The sequence below is a fragment of the Rhizobium sp. SYY.PMSO genome (assembly GCF_046840415.1).
Classification (GTDB): Bacteria; Pseudomonadota; Alphaproteobacteria; order Rhizobiales; family Rhizobiaceae; genus Rhizobium.
The window spans coordinates 689,619-706,505 of sequence record NZ_CP177351.1 but is presented as its reverse complement, the minus strand read 5'-3'; the positions used below and the strand labels follow the sequence as shown (position 1 = coordinate 706,505).

The 16,887-nt window shown below is 63.2% G+C and carries 20 protein-coding genes; 11 read left to right on the top strand and 9 right to left on the bottom strand.

Annotation, left to right across the window (positions count from 1 at the left end; translation table 11 throughout):
* The first annotated feature begins 17 nt into the window (after window positions 1-17).
* The 3 genes from ACJJVH_RS29955 to ACJJVH_RS29945 are packed head-to-tail and all read left to right on the top strand — an operon-like array spanning window position 18 to window position 1,099.
* Window positions 18-278 (top strand): type II toxin-antitoxin system prevent-host-death family antitoxin, encoded by a 261-nt coding sequence (locus tag ACJJVH_RS29955; RefSeq protein ID WP_112804200.1) that lies wholly within the window; start codon window positions 18-20, stop codon window positions 276-278.
* A complete protein-coding gene (locus ACJJVH_RS29950; protein ID WP_112804199.1) occupies window positions 268-687 on the top strand; it encodes a hypothetical protein in 420 nt (139 codons plus the stop codon). Before ACJJVH_RS29955 ends, ACJJVH_RS29950 begins: the two co-directional genes overlap by 11 nt.
* A 37-nt stretch (window positions 688-724) precedes the next feature.
* Entirely contained in the window at window positions 725-1,099 is a 375-nt protein-coding gene (locus ACJJVH_RS29945) for a GTP pyrophosphokinase (protein ID WP_412066906.1), read from the top strand.
* 70 nt (window positions 1,100-1,169) lie between these two features.
* On the opposite strand, the gene ACJJVH_RS29940 is transcribed toward ACJJVH_RS29945, so the two are convergent.
* The 3 genes from ACJJVH_RS29940 to ACJJVH_RS29930 all read right to left on the bottom strand — a co-directional run bounded on the left by ACJJVH_RS29940 (window position 1,170) and on the right by ACJJVH_RS29930 (window position 2,462).
* Window positions 1,170-1,541: a type II toxin-antitoxin system RelE/ParE family toxin gene (locus ACJJVH_RS29940; RefSeq protein WP_112804197.1), complete on the bottom strand. Its 372-nt coding sequence runs from the start codon at window positions 1,539-1,541 to the stop codon at window positions 1,170-1,172.
* Between the two features lie 2 nt (window positions 1,542-1,543).
* A complete protein-coding gene (locus ACJJVH_RS29935) occupies window positions 1,544-1,798 on the bottom strand; it encodes a CopG family transcriptional regulator (RefSeq protein ID WP_112804196.1) in 255 nt (84 codons plus the stop codon).
* Between the two features lie 331 nt (window positions 1,799-2,129).
* Window positions 2,130-2,462, bottom strand: a complete 333-nt coding sequence (locus ACJJVH_RS29930) for a hypothetical protein (RefSeq protein ID WP_412066905.1) — start codon at window positions 2,460-2,462, stop codon at window positions 2,130-2,132.
* Here ACJJVH_RS29930 and ACJJVH_RS29925 point away from each other — a divergent pair.
* The 3 genes from ACJJVH_RS29925 (at window position 2,461) to ACJJVH_RS29915 (ending at window position 4,157) form a co-directional block, all read left to right on the top strand.
* The gene (locus tag ACJJVH_RS29925) at window positions 2,461-2,640 is read left to right on the top strand and encodes a hypothetical protein (protein WP_412066904.1); all 180 of its coding nucleotides are present in this window, start codon (window positions 2,461-2,463) and stop codon (window positions 2,638-2,640) included. The genes ACJJVH_RS29930 and ACJJVH_RS29925 overlap by 2 nt on opposite strands.
* 711 nt (window positions 2,641-3,351) lie before the next feature.
* A complete protein-coding gene (locus ACJJVH_RS29920; RefSeq protein WP_412066903.1) occupies window positions 3,352-3,675 on the top strand; it encodes a DUF736 domain-containing protein in 324 nt (107 codons plus the stop codon).
* Window positions 3,676-3,986: 311 nt separating this feature from the next.
* Window positions 3,987-4,157 carry a hypothetical protein gene (locus tag ACJJVH_RS29915; protein WP_162751248.1) on the top strand — a complete coding sequence of 57 codons (171 nt, stop codon included), beginning with the start codon at window positions 3,987-3,989 and terminating at the stop codon, window positions 4,155-4,157.
* A gap of 100 nt (window positions 4,158-4,257) precedes the next feature.
* Here ACJJVH_RS29915 and ACJJVH_RS29910 read toward each other — a convergent pair whose 3' ends face one another.
* The gene (locus ACJJVH_RS29910; protein WP_113401376.1) at window positions 4,258-4,524 is read right to left on the bottom strand and encodes a WGR domain-containing protein; all 267 of its coding nucleotides are present in this window, start codon (window positions 4,522-4,524) and stop codon (window positions 4,258-4,260) included.
* Window positions 4,525-4,600: 76 nt separating this feature from the next.
* Here ACJJVH_RS29910 and ACJJVH_RS29905 point away from each other — a divergent pair, with 76 nt between their 5' ends.
* Entirely contained in the window at window positions 4,601-5,209 is a 609-nt protein-coding gene (locus ACJJVH_RS29905) for a hypothetical protein (protein WP_162764548.1), read from the top strand.
* 30 nt (window positions 5,210-5,239) lie between these two features.
* Window positions 5,240-5,797, top strand: a complete 558-nt coding sequence (locus ACJJVH_RS29900; protein ID WP_162764549.1) for a hypothetical protein — start codon at window positions 5,240-5,242, stop codon at window positions 5,795-5,797.
* An 88-nt stretch (window positions 5,798-5,885) separates the two neighbouring features.
* Here the strand turns inward: ACJJVH_RS29900 and ACJJVH_RS29895 are convergent, their stop codons facing one another.
* The 4 genes from ACJJVH_RS29895 to ACJJVH_RS29880 all read right to left on the bottom strand — a co-directional run bounded on the left by ACJJVH_RS29895 (window position 5,886) and on the right by ACJJVH_RS29880 (window position 8,755).
* Window positions 5,886-6,128 carry a hypothetical protein gene (locus ACJJVH_RS29895; protein ID WP_113383514.1) on the bottom strand — a complete coding sequence of 81 codons (243 nt, stop codon included), beginning with the start codon at window positions 6,126-6,128 and terminating at the stop codon, window positions 5,886-5,888.
* Window positions 6,129-6,331: 203 nt separating this feature from the next.
* Window positions 6,332-8,251, bottom strand: a complete 1,920-nt coding sequence (gene traG / locus ACJJVH_RS29890) for a Ti-type conjugative transfer system protein TraG (protein WP_113435066.1) — start codon at window positions 8,249-8,251, stop codon at window positions 6,332-6,334.
* Entirely contained in the window at window positions 8,248-8,478 is a 231-nt protein-coding gene (locus ACJJVH_RS29885; RefSeq protein ID WP_112804189.1) for a conjugal transfer protein TraD, read from the bottom strand. Before ACJJVH_RS29885 ends, traG begins: the two co-directional genes overlap by 4 nt.
* Window positions 8,468-8,755 (bottom strand): TraC family protein, encoded by a 288-nt coding sequence (locus ACJJVH_RS29880; RefSeq protein ID WP_113401167.1) that lies wholly within the window; start codon window positions 8,753-8,755, stop codon window positions 8,468-8,470. Before ACJJVH_RS29880 ends, ACJJVH_RS29885 begins: the two co-directional genes overlap by 11 nt.
* Before the next feature lie 223 nt (window positions 8,756-8,978).
* Here ACJJVH_RS29880 and traA point away from each other — a divergent pair, with 223 nt between their 5' ends.
* From traA to ACJJVH_RS29865, 3 genes are all read left to right on the top strand, one after another.
* Entirely contained in the window at window positions 8,979-13,598 is a 4,620-nt protein-coding gene (gene traA / locus ACJJVH_RS29875; protein WP_412066902.1) for a Ti-type conjugative transfer relaxase TraA, read from the top strand.
* Between the two features lie 30 nt (window positions 13,599-13,628).
* A complete protein-coding gene (locus ACJJVH_RS29870) occupies window positions 13,629-13,898 on the top strand; it encodes a hypothetical protein (RefSeq protein WP_113383509.1) in 270 nt (89 codons plus the stop codon).
* Window positions 13,899-13,993: 95 nt separating this feature from the next.
* The gene (locus ACJJVH_RS29865; RefSeq protein ID WP_412066901.1) at window positions 13,994-16,372 is read left to right on the top strand and encodes a zeta toxin family protein; all 2,379 of its coding nucleotides are present in this window, start codon (window positions 13,994-13,996) and stop codon (window positions 16,370-16,372) included.
* A 55-nt stretch (window positions 16,373-16,427) separates the two neighbouring features.
* Here ACJJVH_RS29865 and ACJJVH_RS29860 read toward each other — a convergent pair whose 3' ends face one another.
* A complete protein-coding gene (locus tag ACJJVH_RS29860) occupies window positions 16,428-16,757 on the bottom strand; it encodes a hypothetical protein (protein WP_113383507.1) in 330 nt (109 codons plus the stop codon).
* Between the last annotated feature and the right edge of the window lie 130 nt (window positions 16,758-16,887).

Below are 16,887 nucleotides of genomic sequence, written 5' to 3'. Positions count from 1 at the left end.
GACAAAGGAGCAAGGCCATGCGGCAGTTCACGACAGGCGATCTCAACAAACAGGTGGGCGACGTCACGGACGCCGCCGCCCGCGAGCCGGTTGTGCTCACCAAACACCGGAAGCCCCGCTTCGTACTGATGAGCTACGAGCACTACGAGCGGCTGCGCACCGGCGGTGATCCTCGCCAATCACACCACACAGCAGGCATGCCGGATGAGCATGCGGAACTGTTCGGTGCGGCGCTCGATCGGCTGGCGCGTGGCGAAGGATATGACGATGAGTCGTGAGTATCTACCGGGCGAGGTCATCATCTATCCTTATCTCTGGTCATGGCAGGACGAACGCGGAGAAACAGAAGGCCGCAAAGACCGGCCGACTTGCGTCGTCGTCGCCGTGCGCGGCGCAAGCGATGGCCTGACTCATCTCGCTCTTCTTGCCATCACCACACAACCGCCGCAGGCGGATCGCATCGCTCTGGAGGTTCCTGCCATCGAATGCAGGCGGGCGGGTCTTGGCGATCTCAAGCAATGCTGGGTCGTCGTTGACGAATACAACTATGATATCGCCGAGCGCTCCTGGTATATCGAACCCGGCGGTAAGACCCTCGGCCGGTTCAGTAAAGCCTTCTTAATGAAAATTGCCAGTGCCTTCGCAGGCGCGCGCACCTCCGGGCGGCGGGTTAGCCGCCTAGACTGAGCTGACGCCACGCCACCAACTCGCCGAAAGACCAAATATGACAATGCTTCGCGATGCGATAACGATGGCGATGCTTGCCCACGATGGGCAAACCGACAAAGCCGGCGCGCCATATATCTTCCATCCGATACGGGTCGCCTCGACCTTTTCAGACGAAATATTGCAGGTCATCGCCGTGTTGCACGACATTGTCGAGGACACCGAGATCACGCTTGCCGATCTTGATGCTCGTTTCCCACGAAGCGTCGTCAATGCGATTGAGGTGCTCACCCGGCGTGACGACGAGACCTACAAAGAGTTTATCGATCGCGTGGCGCGGAATCCGAACGCCCGATTGGTGAAAATCGCGGATGTTCGTGACACCTCCGACGTGGCGCTGAACATCTGCGTCCGCGTTATGAGGCGGCATTGAAAGTGCTGGAGCGAGACGCGGACGGCGCTTAGAGATTGGATCGCCGCAGCCTAAATGCGTGGGCGTATTTTCAAGGCTTCGGGCGAGGACGGCCCATGAGTGCTTCATATTCCCGATCGGTCAATCGCTCGACCGTGAGCAACTGCGCAGGTATGTCCATCCGCTCGTGCAGGACGGCGGCAATAACGAAGGTTGTCTCGTCCACGACGATATAGGCGGCGTAATGGTGCTCGATCTTGTGGAGCCGGAACAGCGACGAACCGACGCGCTCGTCTTTCCTGTTGCGGACGCGCGCATAGACCTCGGGAATCTCCTCGAAGCCTTGCCGGAGTCGGCGGCCATAGGCTTTTGCCTGTTGCGGCGACCATTTCCGTGCCGTTTCCCGCACCGCCAGACGGTAGTTCTCCATCGCTGTCGGCAGGATCAGGATGCGAGGAGTCACTTTCACAGTTCTTTATCGAGTTCCGCGTCGATTTCATCCAGCGCGGAGAGGGGAAGTATGTCCCCGCGCCGGAATTCCTGCTCGGCCCGCAGCAGGGAGCGAACCGCATAGAGCCGGTCCTCTTCGCGTGCCATGTCCTCGCGGATCAGCGCGCGCACATATTCGCTCGGCGTCGTGTACTGGTTCTTCCCGTTCGCGCGCCTATCGACGAAGGCGCGCATTTCATCGGGCAAACTCACATGCAGGCTGCTGGTCATGGCCGCGCCCTCCTGGTTGGTTCAATTGCCTCGAATTCTCATGGATCGAAGGCCCAATGTCAATATTTGACATTGGGCCTAGCAGGAAATGACAGGAGACCCCGTCGTACAGGGGCGGTCGGCGCAGTTGTCCCCAGCCGATTTCTTCACATCCCGGAGCGGCCGCACGCCGGCCCGGCCCAGCCGGAGGATAGGCTGCTCTCCGGCCGGCTGCGCCGGCCTGTTCACACACGCCGATCAGGTCGTTCAGAGAGGAGAGGTTGGCCGGGAGAGGAGTAGGGCTGTTGGTAGAAAAAGGAGAGCGACCATGGCGATGATATTCGTAGGCGGATCACGCGACATATTCGAACTGCCGGAGCCGGCGATAGCGCGCATAGGTGCGATGATCGCCGCCGAGCACGGCGTGCTGGTCGGCGATGCGCCCGGCGCTGACGCGGAGGCGCAGAGCTTGCTCGCCGGCTACGGCTATGAGCATGTCGGTGTCTTCCATGCCGGGAGCGAGCCGCGCAACAATCTCGGCGACTGGGCGGCCTATCACCGGCCGGCACCAGGCGGCGCGCAGGGCCATGCCTTTCATGCCGAAAAGGACCGGGAGATGGCCCGGCGCGCCGATTACGGCCTGATGATCTGGGATGGCGTCTCGCCGGGCACAATGCCTCAACATGCTGCGTCTCGCAGCCGTCGGCGCGCCCTGCGTCGTCTACGACACGATGCGCAGTATGAATCTCACGCTCCGCAGCCTTCCCGACTGGCACGAGATGCTGCGCAGTGCTGGCCGGGACGTCCTGCGGCAGGTCGATGCCCGCATGACCGAGGACGAACGCATCCTCGCCAACGGGTGATTAGCCGTCGGTCCGGTGGGCTTTGTGTTTGGCCGCGACCGGTGGCCAAATTGCGCGCGAGAGCCTGTCACGATGATCGTCACGGCATTCCGCCGCCCGCGCGGAAGCCGGCCCTCGCGGGCCCAGTCCGCTCGGACACGCCGGTGTCGTGCGCAGAAATCGTCTTCTTGCCGTCTTCGCCGCCCGGCGCGGAGAGCCAGGACCAACGTCGAAGATCACGTTGATCTCGAAGCCTCCATCCGGGACGCGGCGTACCGGGCCCACCGCACAGCTCAACCCAGTCCCAGCCCGCGCCGGCGAACGTCGGGGCGCTTGCGAAGACGGCGGCAGCCCGGAGCACCCTCGCGGGGTGGTCGTGCGGGAAGGGCGGCGAGGGCAATGGCGGGCGAACCGATTGGCAAAGGCGCATCCACGAGCAGGTCTGGGCGCTGGCGGAGAGGCAGCAAGTCGGGACGCCAGGGCGCGCATCGCCTCCTGTTCCACCCGGCCCGTTCCCATTGATGCCAACTTTGTAGAGGACTGCCTGCTTTTGCGGCCAACCCCTGAAGGGGTAAGACTCGACAGAAATTTTTGCAAAATTCGATTTCGGTTTGTTCGCCTCTGGCGGAAAACCGAATTTTGCAAAATTTTCCGCCGAGCTGACCGCAGCAGGTCAGCCCTCTCCATTGCCGCCATCGGGAACGGTCCCGATGGAACCGAAGGAGAACTACCATGGCATCCACGATCGCAAACCTCACCACCAAGTCCGACGGCTCGATGGAAGGCGTCTTCGCAACGCTCCGCGTCAATACCCCGATCGCCGTCCTCCCCAACGCCCACAAGGCCCGCGAGGACGCCCCGGACTACCGCGTCATCAACAAGCGCACCGGGTTCGAGATCGGCGCGGGCTGGAACCGGATCTCGCCGCGCAGCGGGGTAGAGTATGTCTCGATCCGGTTGGAAGCGCCTGAGATCGGCGTGATCTTCGGGAACCTGGCTCCCGCGCCGGGCGGCGAAGACGGCAAGAGGGTGCTCCTCTGGAACAACCCGGAGTGAGGCCCAAGCAGAACCGGCCCCGCAAGGGGCCGGCTTCTTCGCGTGCTTCCTGCCGCGATCGCGCGAAACGGCCCGCATGTCCGGGTGCCCCACGAGAGGAAAGTCTGTCTGCTCAGAAAGACAAGTCTGCCATGACGGAACGGCACGCGTCAAAACCGCATGGTCACCCCCCAATTTTTCCGCCGAACCGCTGAAGCGGCTCGACAAAAAAATCGGTTCCCCCATGCGCGAGCCGCTAAAGCGGGTTTTGACCCGCACCGCTCCGTCATGGCTGCCAGCGTCATCTTTCACATCTAACCAAGGAGATGACGATGATGACGAACGCCCTCGAAACCCAAATCGAAGAACTGCGCCGCGAGGCCAACCACTGCCATCCCGCCGAACGCGCCCAGATCGAAGCGGAACTCGAACAGGTCCGCGCGGAGCTGGCGGCGATCATCACCGTCGAAGACGCCGAGCGCCCCGGAGAGCCTCCCCACTGAGGGAGGCTTTTGCCTTGCACGATGGGGCCGATGCGCCGGATCGACCGGCGCCGCGACCCGAGGCTGCGCCTCATGCCCCTGCCGCCATTTTCATCGAACATCATCCGCGCAGTGACGCCTCGGTCGGCTTCGCCCTGTATCCATGAGCACGCCTCTCCCGCAGCAGTTCGAGAAACAGGGCGACGGCTTCCTCTTCCCGTTCGAAATGATGCACCATCGTCCGGCCGAGCGTGCCGATCCTTCCCCATCGTCGTAGCAGGCGCGGGGTGCCGAAGAGCGTGGGTTCAATGGCGAGCGTATAGAAGCGGGCCATGTTCTGGTCGGGGTCCACGCGCTCGACATAGAGGTAATAGGGTTGCGTAAGCATAAGCGAAGAATCGCCCGTCTCGATTTCCACGTCCAACGACAGTTTTGAATCGATCTCGACGGTCCGATTCATCTTCGTGATGATTGCCGTTTCGGGACGACGCGTGCCGTGGGCGAGCCGACCTTCGGCCGACCGGGTGCTATTCGCTGCGCTCACGGAGACCGCATGCGGTCTCCGCCCATGCGGGTGCCGCCCCCTCTCGCGGGATGAAGCCGGCTGGACGCCGGACACGGGCCGCGCCCCAGGGGCGCGGGGCTCTTCTTCTGACGTCCTATCGTACGTCAGCCCTCGTGGCCTCAAGGACGGCGCGGAGCCGCAGCGAGAGCAGCAGCGACTTCGCGCGCGGCCTGCACGACACCTTGTCGCGAAACTCGACAGGGCGACCGAGGCCCTTCATGAGGAGATCGAAACGGAAAAGCGGCTCGCAGCCGGCAAGGGAACAGAGGACGGAGATTTCCTCTACGAGATTTACCACACCTGCACCACCTTCGAGAATCGTTGGGTCGAAAGCGGGCCGATCTCGATACTCGATGAGATCTATGAAGACGTCGTCTTCGAGGGAGAATCCTGCCGGATCGGCCTAGAATACACAATCGTCCCGGACGCCGAACTGGAGGGTCTCGCGGAGATCCTCGACAGCATCCGACGTGAGACGGGCATAGAATTCGTCGCCGCGCGCGTCTGAACAATAAGAAGGGAGGCGCTCGCGCCTCCCTTGATTTCTGCATCGGCTGATGATTCCTCTTTTTCTCAGGCGTCGACCGGCCCCATCCCACGAATGTCGCGCACTTTATCGATCTGTATCGATCTGTGCTTGCCGCGTCCCGCTGCCGCGACTAGACTCTCTAAAATTCGAGAGTATGCGCCGTCTGCCGGTCGACGGCGCATCCTTCCAGAACAAGGAATTGTCACGGTGATCGAAGAACGACCCATTGTCGATATGAACGGAAGGCCCGAACATCGGAACCCATTTTTTCGGCTTCTGCGGTACGTCGCCCGGGCGCTTGTTGCCCTCGTGGCGAGAACCGTCCGTGCCGTTCTCCATTGCATTTGGCACCTCGCCTACTTCCTGCTCTGCCTGCTTCGCCCAGTTGTTGACGTGCTCATGCTCGGCGGTGTGATCATGCCGTTGGTCGCATTCGTCGCTTTCGTCAAACCAGAAGCAGCCAATGGGATACCCTTTTGGGTGTTCCTGCTGATGGCCGTCGGCTTCGTCGGCGTTTCCATGGGCTATTCGAAGTTCATCGACTGGATCGCGCCGCCGCCGGGCTAGACCGATCCATCTTCGCAGCCCGATGCGATCGCCGTGCGGCAATTGAAGTGAGCGATGCGTCGGTGGCGCAGAACGCACCGCCTTGTCATTACTCTTTCCGCGCGGACAGAATGCTGGCGACCGTTCCCACGACGATAAGGATCCCCGCCTGAATCAACACCCAAAGATCCGGTCCGTAGACGACGCACCAGAGCGCGGCAAGCAATACGACCAGCACGCTGAGGATCAGGCACTTCACGCGCCACGAAAGACGCTTTCCCCGCTGAGACATAAAAAGATAGAGCACGATCGCAATCGCAAGCAGACCGGCAAGCGTGAATAAGAGTTCCATGAAATTCCTTTCGATCTGAAATCATTCAAAGGTGCGTTTTGTCGTTGTCGTTTGAGCTGCCTCCTATCGTCAAGCCGCCGAGCAGCCTTATGCCGCAACATAGTCATTTTGGATCCTGTGACCTCCTGAGTTCTTGCGAATGATAAGTTTGATATTCCGGATCGCCCTTCTCCAATCCGATTTCGCCACGATCGCTCGACCTCTCAGGGCGCGCGCTTGACGAAGCGGTTGGTCCGCGCGGCTGCGTCCATCTCCTTGCGGCGAAAATAGATCGCGCGCCCGCAGCGGATCGGGCTATGTCCCTGCACGACGATGATCTGCTCATCCTTCCGCATCGACTGGGTGATCTCGTGCGGCATGATCAGCGGTCGCCGCTGGAAGTTGACGCTCTCCGATTTTCGCGAGGCGCTGTTTTTCGTATCCCAGCCGATATTGCGCGAACTGCCTTTCACCTCGACCGTCATTTCCCCGCATTGCGCCGAAACATTGCGCGCCGTGTCGAGCGCCTTGATCGCGGCATAGCTCGCGAAGGCGCAGCCGTCGATCCATGACACCGCGCCGTCCTTCCCGAAATGCCGCTCAAGCTGGCCGACGGACTGGTAGATCAGCATCATGCTGATCCCGTATTTGCGGCCGCGATCGCGAGCCTCTTCCAGCACGCGCATATAGCCGAGCAGGTCTACCTCATCGAGCATGAACAGGGCGCGGCGCTGGAACGCGCCATCGGCTTCGATCATCGCGTTGATCAACGAGCCGATGATCACGCGGCCGATGCCCGGATAAGAGCGCAAGATGGAAGCGGGAATGTTGAGGAACACATCCTTTTTGCCTTCGGCGATCTCGGAGGATTTGAAAGTATTCCCGCAGACGAGAGCGGCATAATTTTCGAGGGACAGCCATTGGGTATCCTTCGATGCGGTCGAGTAGACGCCCGAAAAGGTCTGCTCCGTCATGTTCACGAACACGCCGAGGGTCTCGCGGATGAAGGCCGAAGCCGAGTGTTCCTGGACGTCGCGGAGCATGGCGAGAACCGAGGTCTCGGGTTCCGATACGATCTGGCGCAGGCTGCGCAGATTGCGACGGCCGTCAAATTCCGGCGACAGCATGACATGCGCCAGAAGTCCGGTCAGGAGATTGTGCGCCTGGTTCTGGAAATAGGAGCCGGTCGAGCTTTCGAAGCGCACGCTTTCCGACAGCAGCATATGCGCGATGCCGACGATATCCTCCTCCTTCTTCTTCGAGGTCTCGATCCCGTCGAGCACATTGAAGCCCATGATCGGGTTTGTCGGATCAAGCACCATGACCTCGCGCCGCAGACTGTTACGGCGATGATCGACGACCATCGGCGCGACCTCGGTAGAGGGATCGAGGCAGATGATCGGGCCGGTGTAGCGCAGAGCCGTCGGCACGACGTTGCTGGTCGTCTTATAGCCGCCTGACCCCGCGAAGAAGAGCATGTGTGTGGAATCGAAATCCTGCCTGTAGGTGAGCAATGGTGCTTTTCCGCCGCGTCCCCAAGTCGACGGATCGTTCGGATCGAACGGCAGCTCGTGGACGAGTTCCTTGTCGACGCGATAACGCTCGCCGACGACGACCTCACCGTCTTCCGGAAACAGCCGGGCCGCCGCTGCCATCGACAGCCAATCGGCGTCACCGAAGGTTCCCCGCTTGGCGCGCTTGACCGGTTCGGGCACGACGCTGGAAATGCGCGCCGAAACGGCCGCAGCGATGAAGCCGCACCCCGCGCTGGCGACCGCGACCATATCGAGGAAGGACAGCGCCTGATCCCAGCGTAATGCGCCGCTCTCGACGAAGGGCGAAAGCCGGGCAACCTCACGCAGCCCATAGAAGCCCGCCATGAGCAGAAAGCAGATGAAGCTCGCCATCGCGATCGGCCGCCGCCGATGCAGCGGCAGCGCCCAGACCGTCAGCAGACCCGCGAGCGGTCCGAACAGAAGAACCGGCACAGGTGACAGCCGGAGGAACCAGTCTTGCGTCTTCCCCGTCATGCCGGTCGCCAGCTCCGGCCAGCGCCAGTTGGCAACATAGAAGGCAAAAGCGGAAACGACGATCGGCACAAGGATGAGCAACAGGCTCGGATGCGGTCTTCCCCGTGCCATCATTCCGCAGCCTCTAGTATCCGCCGGGCGTCGCCGAGGACGGGAGCCTTGAAGGCTTCCTCGCCTACATCGCGCAGCCGCCGGTATTCCGCGGAGCCGGAAGCGACGCGCGCCAGTTCGATAAGCCCACCGAGCAGAAACGCCCGGTCGACCTTCGACAGCCCGGCGCGCACGACGATCCCGCCGAGCAGGAATTTCTCGCGAGCTTCCTTCTTGCGATCAGCCGTCATGAGAAACCTCCGTCGCCGTTCCAGTCCCGCCAGTTGCTGATCCACGCGGCGAAGCAGCTGCGCCACCAGCCCCTTTCTTCTCCGCTTTGCGAAATCGCGCGGCGATCTCTTCGAAGATGCGATCGACCTCCTCATCGGCGATCTCCATCTCCGCAAGACCCGCTTTCGTCGCAGCGCGTGCAAACCGCTCGGCCGATTTTACTATCAGCGTTTTGCGACGTTCACGAAGCTTCTCGATTTGCGCATCGATATCCAGAATAGACGATTTTGCAGCCATTTACCGGATTTCCTCTGATGAAGCGATTATTGCGATCCGCTGTTTATACTAACTAGAAAACAATAGTAAAATAAGCTACCTTGTGCAAGCCCCCAAAACGTCGATGCCGGAATTCTTAGCTGGGCCGTCTTCCGGAAAAGCGGCATCGGGCCTGCGGCCCGATCGATTTGAGGGCGCAATATACGTCGCTGGCGCGACGTGCTTGGGAGGTTGGGAGACATCAGTGGCGATCATGTTCGTCAGAGCGCAGGTGATCAGCAGGGGAGCAGGGCGAAGCATCGTCTCTGCCGCCGCTTATCGTCACCGCGCCCGGATGATGGACGAACAGGCCGGAACCTCCTTCAGCTATCGCGGCGGTGCTGGCGAACTGAAGCATGAAGAGCTGGCGCTGCCGGATGAGATACCCGCCTGGCTCCGCACGGCCATCGAGGGCAAAAGCGTCGCCGCGGCAAGCGAGGCGCTCTGGAACGCAGTGGAAGCTTTCGAGACGCAGGCGGACGCGCAGCTTGCCCGCGAGCTGATCATCGCCCTGCCGGAGGAACTGACGCGGGCGGAGAACATCGCCCTGGTTCAGGAATTCGTCCGAGACAATCTGACGTCGAAGGGCATGGTCGCCGACTGGGTTTATCACGACAAGGACGGAAATCCGCACATCCACCTGATGACGGCGCTGAGGCCCCTGACGGAGGAGGGGTTCGGGCGTAAGAAGGTGCCGGTGATCGGCGAAGACGGCGAGCCGCTGCGCGTCGTGACGCCCGATCGGCCGAATGGCAAGATCGTTTACAAGCTCTGGGCTGGCGACAAGGAAACGATGAAGGCGTGGAAGATCGGTTGGGCGGAAACGGCCAACCGGCATCTGGCGCTTGCAGGCCACGACATCCGTCTTGACGGGCGTTCCTATGCCGAGCAGGGTCTCGACGGTATCGCGCAGAAGCACCTTGGGCCGGAGAAGGCCGCACTCGCTCGCAAGGGCGTCGAGATGTATTTTGCGCCGGCCGGTCTCGCCCGTCGTCAGGAGATGGCCGACCGGCTGCTTGCAGATCCCGAACTTCTCCTAAAGCAGCTCGGTAACGAGCGCTCGACCTTCGACGAGAAGGATATCGCCAAGGCGCTGCATCGCTATGTCGACGATCCCACGGATTTCGCGAACATTCGCGCACGGCTGATAGCCTCCGACGACCTCATTCTGTTGAAGCCGCAGCAGGTCGACGGGCAGACCGGCAAGGTGGCGGAGCCGGCGATCTTCACCACCCGCGAGATCCTGCGTGTCGAATATGACATGGCGCAGTCGGCGGAAGTCCTGTCGCAGCGCAAGGGCTTCGGGATTGCAGAAGCGAAGATCGCGGCGGCTGTTCGTAGCGTCGAAACGGCCGATCCCGAAAACCCCTTCAGGCTCGACCGGGAGCAGGTCGATGCCGTTCGTCACGTCACCGGCGACAACGGCATCGCCGCCGTCGTCGGGCTTGCCGGCGCAGGCAAGTCCACGCTGCTGGCCGCCGCCCGCGTGGCCTGGGAAGGCGAGCGTCATCGCGTTTTCGGTGCGGCGCTTGCCGGCAAGGCGGCCGAGGGGCTGGAGGACAGTTCTGGCATCAAATCGCGAACGCTCGCATCGTGGGAGCTCTCCTGGGAGAACGGCCGCGATCTTCTTGATCGTGGCGACATCTTCGTTGTCGATGAGGCCGGCATGGTGTCGTCGCAGCAGATGGCGCGCGTACTGAAAGCGGCGGAGGACGCCGGCGCGAAAGTCGTCCTGGTCGGTGACGCGATGCAGCTGCAGCCGATCCAGGCCGGCGCGGCCTTCCGGGCAATAGCGGAGCGGATCGGTTCCGCCGAACTTGCTGGTGTCCGCCGCCAGCGTGAGGACTGGGCGCGAGATGCGTCGCGTCTCTTCGCCCGGGGAAAAGTCGAAGAGGCGCTGGACGCCTACGCGCAGAAAGGCCGTATCTTTGAAGGTGACCGGCGTGCTGATGTGGTAGAGCGCATCGTCACCGACTGGCGTGAGGCGCGCGAGCAGGCGGTCTCGAGATCGTGGACTGCGGGCAACGAAGGAAAGCTGCGGGGCGACGAGCTGCTCGTCCTCGCCCACACCAACGAGGATGTGAAGCGGCTCAACGAATCCCTACGCGTGGTCATGAACCGGGAGGGGGCGCTGACCGACGCTCGCGAATTCCAGACCGAGCGCGGCGTTCGGGAATTCGCCACCGGCGACCGGATCATCTTCCTCGAAAATGCGCGCTTCTTGGAACCACGGGCAAAGAAGCTCGGCCCGCAATATGTCAAGAACGGTATGCTCGGCACTGTCGTTTCCACCGGCGACAGGCGCGGCGGCCCGCTGCTGTCGGTCCGTCTCGACAATGGCCGCGACGTCGTCATCAGCGAGGACAGCTACCGCAACATCGATCACGGCTATGCCGCGACCATCCACAAGTCGCAAGGCGCGACGGTCGACCGGACCTTTGTGCTCGCCACCGGCATGATGGACCAGCATCTGACCTATGTGGCGATGACCCGCCATCGCGATGATGCCGTCCTCTATGCGGCGCGGGAGGATTTTGAGCCGAAGCCGGAATGGGGCCGCAAGCCGCGCGCCGATCACGCGGTCGGCGTCACCGGCGAGCTCGTGGAGACCGGCGAGGCCAAGTTCCGGCCTGATGATGAGGATGCCAAGGAAAGCCCTTATGCCGATGTCCGCGCGGACGACGGAACCGTCCAGCGTGTCTGGGGTGTGAGCCTGCCGAAGGCTCTGGCCAACGGCGGCGTTTTTGTCGGTGATACGGTCACGCTTCGCAAGGATGGTACCGAAACGGTCAAGGTGGATGTTGTCGTCACCGACGAGGAGACAGGCGAAAAGCGGACAGAGAAGCGCGAGGTCGAGCGGAATGTCTGGACGGCGGAGCTGAAGGAAGCAGCGGATGTCCGCCAGGAGCGGATCGATCGTGAGAGCCATCGGCCCGAACTGTTCAAGCAGATGGTCGAGCGTCTCGGCCGTTCCGGTGCAAAGACGACGACGCTCGATTTCGAGAGCGAGGCTGGGTACCAGACGCACGCGCGCGACTTCGCCCGCCGGCGCGGTATCGACACGTTCGCCGAGGTTACGGCGCGACAAGAGGAGGCGGCGTCCCGGCGTGTGGCATGGCTTGCGGAAAAGCGCGGGCAGGTGGCGAAGCTGTGGGAGCGGGCGAGCGTGGCGCTCGGCATTGCGATCGAACGCGAGAAGAGTGTTTCCTATAATGAGGAGCGCACAGAGAACCTTGCTGCACAGAGCCCAGACAATCGCAAGTACCTGATCCCGCCGACAACTCGGTTCGCGCGCAGCATCGACGAAGATGCCCGCCGGGCACAACTGGCCTCGGACCGCTGGAAGGAGCGGGAGGCCATTCTTCGCCCTGTGCTGGAGAAGATCTACCGCGATCCCGACGGTGCGCTGGCCAGGCTGAATGCGCTGGCGTCGGATGCCGGCATGGAGCCGCGCCGCCTTGCCGATGATCTCGCCGATCGGCCGCAGCGCCTTGGCCGCCTGCTTGGATCCGATCTTCTGGTCGACGGCCGTGCAGCCCGCAATGAACGCAAGGCGGCGCTGGGCGCATTTGCGGAACTTGTGCCGCTGGCGCGTGCCCATGCGACGGAGTTCCGCCGCCAGGCCGAACGCTTCGGTATCCGCGAGGAGCGGCGGCGCGGCCATATGCTCCTGTCCATCCCTGCTCTCTCGAAACCGGCGATGGCGCGTCTTGTCGAGATCGAAGCGGTCCGCAAACGCGGCGGACCTGATGCCTACGAGACGGCCTTCGCCTATGCGGTCGAGGATCGCCTGCTGGTCCAGGAGGTGAAGGCGGTCAATGAGGCGCTGACGGCGCGGTTCGGCTGGTCCGCCTTCACGGAAAAGGCCGACGCCGTCGCCGAGCGCACCATGGTGGAACGGATGCCGGACGATCTCGCAACGGATCGGCGCGAGAAACTGGCGCGGCTGTTCGTCGTCGTGCGCCGGTTTGCCGAGGAACAGCACCTTGCCGAACGCAAGGATCGGTCGAAAGTGGTTGCCGGCGCCAGTGTCGAATCGGGGAAGGAGACCAGTGCCGTGTTGCCGATGCTCGCCGCCGTCACGGAGTTCAAGACCTCGGTCGAGGACGAGGCGCGGGGCCGGGCGCGCGACGTTGCCCACTATGATCACAACCGGGCGGCCCTTGTCGAAACGGCGGCGCGCATCTGGCGTGATCCCGCCGGCGCCGTCGACAAGATCGAGGCGCTGATCCTGAAGGGCTTCGCGGGAGAGCGGATCGCGGCGGCCGTTGCCAATAAACCCTCAGCCTACGGTGCGCTCCGCGGCTCCGATCGCATCATGGACAGATTGCTGGCGGTGGGCCGCGAGCGCAAGGATGCCCTTCAGGCCGTTCCGGAAGCGGAAAGCCGCGTCCGCTCGTTGGGTGCATCCTATGCCATGGCCCTTGATAGCGAGACCAAGGCAATCGGCGAGGAGCGCCGGCGCATGGGTGTCGCCATTCCGGGCATGTCGCCGCCGGCCGAAGACGCCTTGCGCGAGCTCGCGGCGGCGATGAAGAAGAAGGGCGCCAAGCTCGACGTTGCCGCCGGTTCGATCGATAGCAGCATCTGGAATGAGTTTGCGCAGGTCAGCCGGGCGCTTGACCTGCGGTTCGGCCGCGACGCGATCCTGCGCGGTGAGAAGAACGTGGTCAACAGCGTGTCGCCCACGCAGCGCCGGGCCTTCGAGGTGATGCAGGATCGCCTGAAGATTCTGCAGCAGACCGTTCGCATGGGAAGCGCCCAGAAGATCGTGGCGGAGCGCCAGCGCCGGGCCATCGACCGCGGTCGTGGTGTCATCCGTTGAGCATTTTGAGGAAGCAGAAAGGAGCCGAGCATGGCTGAACAGGAAACCTCCTACGACGCGATCGTCCGCACGGAGATCGCGATCGAAATCATCAACCAGGCGCGCGCGATCGTGACGGCCCGCGTCTACGAGCTCGAAGGCAGCGATCCCGATGCCGCCGAAGCGCTGCGCGCCCGCCGGCGTGAACTGATCGCCCTGCAGCACAGCATCACAGGTGCCGACCCTAAAGCGGTCGAGACCGTGATCACGCTCTGGGGGCCGAGGGTGAAGGACGAGGCCCGCTTCTGGGCGGAGTTCTGATCATGGCGGGGGATCAGGCATCCGGCCCGCTTGCGCCGGAAAGGAACGAGAGCATTTTCCGCAACGATATCCTGCCCGACTATCTGCCGGAGACGATGCGGCAGGCGGAGCGGCCGCGGATGATCCTGCTCGGCGGCCAACCGGGCGCTGGCAAGACCGCGGTCCTGATCGCAAGCCATGCGGAGCTCGATCAAACGGGACCGACGATCCGCATCGTTGGCGACGACCTTCGATCCTACCATCCGCAGTTCCGCGCGTTCCAGCAACAGGATCCTGAAACCGCATCGCAGTTTACGCAGCTCGATGCGGGGCGATGGACGGAAAAACTGCTGGCGGCGGCCGTGGAGCGGAAAGCCAACATCGTGTTCGAGACGACGATGCGCACGCCGGAGAACGTCGCTCGCGTCATCGGCATGGCGCGCGCCGGGGGCTACGATATCGAGGCGCGGGCGGTTGCCGTCAATCCGCGGCTCAGCTGGCAGGGAAACCATTATCGCTTCGAGGAGATGCTGCATGCCGGCGATGCGGCGCGCATCCCGCCGCAACATGTCCACGATGCGGCCGTCACCGGATTACGGGTCAGCCTCGAGAAGGTCGAGACGGAAAACCTCGCAGACCGTGTCCAGCTGCGCACGCGCGGCGGGATCGTCCTTTATGATAACGAGCGGAGTCCGGATGGCTGGTCGCGGCCGCCAGAGGCGCGGGCCGCACTCGAGCGCGAGCAGACGCGGCCGATGACGCGGGGCGAGTTGCAGCGCTTCGCAGACGACTGGAGCCACGTTCTTGGCCGCATGGAAGACCGGCGCGCGCCCGACGACCGGATTGCAGCCGTGCGAGCGCGTGCCGTCGAAGACGTGAACCATCTGCTTGCGCAGCGGCGCGAGGCGGACGGCGATGACGGATCACGGCGCGGACGCTCAATCTTCCAGACGCGGGCCGATGCGCTGGGCATGTTCGTCGAGCTCTACGACAATGCGCTGCGCGACGCCGAGCGCCGCCCGATTGGCGACATCGAGTCCCATGCGGCCGGACGGCTCGCGCAGAGTTACATGGCATTGAAGCTGGTCGAAACTGTTCGTGATCTTGGCCTCCTGCCCGACAACGGCACGATCGTCGCAACGCGAGCGATAGTTCAGGACAAGCGCGGGAGCGTGGAGTTTCCCGCCGCGCACCGCCTGCCGGCCGATCTTGCGGTCGAGACGCCGGACGGGGAGCGCCGACGTCTGTCCGAGCATCTGGATGTGCAGCTCAACCGGGTCGCTGTCGACCGTGATGTGTTCAGCCGGACGGACCGGCTATCCCGCATGGCGAATGTCGTTGACTCCTGGCTGGAGGCAGCGGGGATGCGAAAGACCTTGGCGCGGGCAGCAAACGCCGTCGCATCCGGACGCATGTCGGCGAGCGCGGCCATGTCGGATATCTTGGAACCGGGCTACGCGGCGGCGGTCGCCCATACCCGCCAACGGCTGGAACGGAACATGGCGCTCGCCGAGCGAACAGCAATCGCCACCGCGATCGTCGATCAGCGTGGCGAGCCGTTTCGCGCGATGCCGGACGACCTGCGGCTGCGGACGGGCGATCTCGAAAATCGGGCGCGGGCCAAGGCCATGATGGAAGAGATCCTGACGGAGACCGCGCGGCATGAACGGCTCGACGCCGGGCGGCGGCGCGCGGCCGAGGAATTTGCGCGTGGCATAGCCGATAACGAGCGCAGCCTTGGTGCCGGCCGGATTGTAGATCGTCCCACCAAACGGGCTGACGTCCTCGTGCCGGCGCGGGATGTCCCGGACCTGACCGAGAAGGAAATTGCCGACAGGCTGCACGCTTCCACCCCTCTCGCCGACAAGCGTGCCGAGATCGAAAACCTATCGCGCCTCGTCTTCGGCAACAGCCAGGCGGTCGCATCGTCGGTGGCAGGCATCCGCGACGCAAGAAGCGGCGCAGCCGCCGGCGACGATGTTCGCGAGGGGCGGCTTGGCGAAATGACCGGGGAGGGGAAAGGATGGTTGCGAGGACCCAGTCCAGCGCGGCAGGCGGCCGAAGCACATGCCCCGCAGTTGGCGGCGGCGCTGACCGATTACGGGCATGCGGTGGATTTCGAGCGGCATCAGATCGTGTCGCAGCATCGTGGCGAGCAGGCACGGCAGCGGGTGGAGATTCGCGCCCCGTCGCCGGAACTCGCCGGAGTCTTGAAAAGTGAAGGTCACGATCAGGTTCGTCGCTTGAGCAGCGCACCATCCCTTCGTCGCGAGTTTGAGACGATCACGCTGGCGATCAACAGGCGGCTGGCGCCCATGGACAAGGCCGATCTGAAGGAGGGCAACGTCGCTCGGCTCGCTTCGTCGCTTGGCGTTACCCGCGACCAAGCCGCATCCCTACGACAGGTCCATGAGCAGGCGCGGGGTCTGCAGGAAAGGAACCTCCGCCAGAACCGCGAGCTCGCCCGTGGAAGCCAAATAGGGATCCGCCGTTGATGCCGTGTTCGGCAGGTCCGAACCAGCTGCCGGTCACGGAGCAGTTCGGGCAGACTTATGGCGTCGCCCCATCTGTCCTAAACGGCACATGTCCGGCCGGTTCCCATTCGATCGCTCTGACCTGGACGATGGCCAGGGCCGAAAGCTGGCCCTGCAGGAGCGTTCGAACCCCGCAGAAAACGACGAGGTTCTGTCCTTCGACCCGCATCCGAAGGCCTGCTTCGACTGGTCGAAGGATGGCGCGGGCGTCCTCGAAGGTGAGGAGCTTGTCGGCACCGGCGAGGTCGATCGATTGGCAGAAAACTTCGCTGCGCCGGCAGATTTCCTCGGCAATGCGATGTGCGTGCGCGAGCGAGACGAAGGATTCAGCATTATATTGGTGCATTTGATTTCCTTCTCGGCCGGCTTCTGGCCATTCTGCAATTTGATTTGCACGAGGGGTGCTGGTCAGACGGAGTCGGGCTCGAACACGTCTGTGGCTAAACGCGTTTGAAATCCCCGAACGATGCCAATCG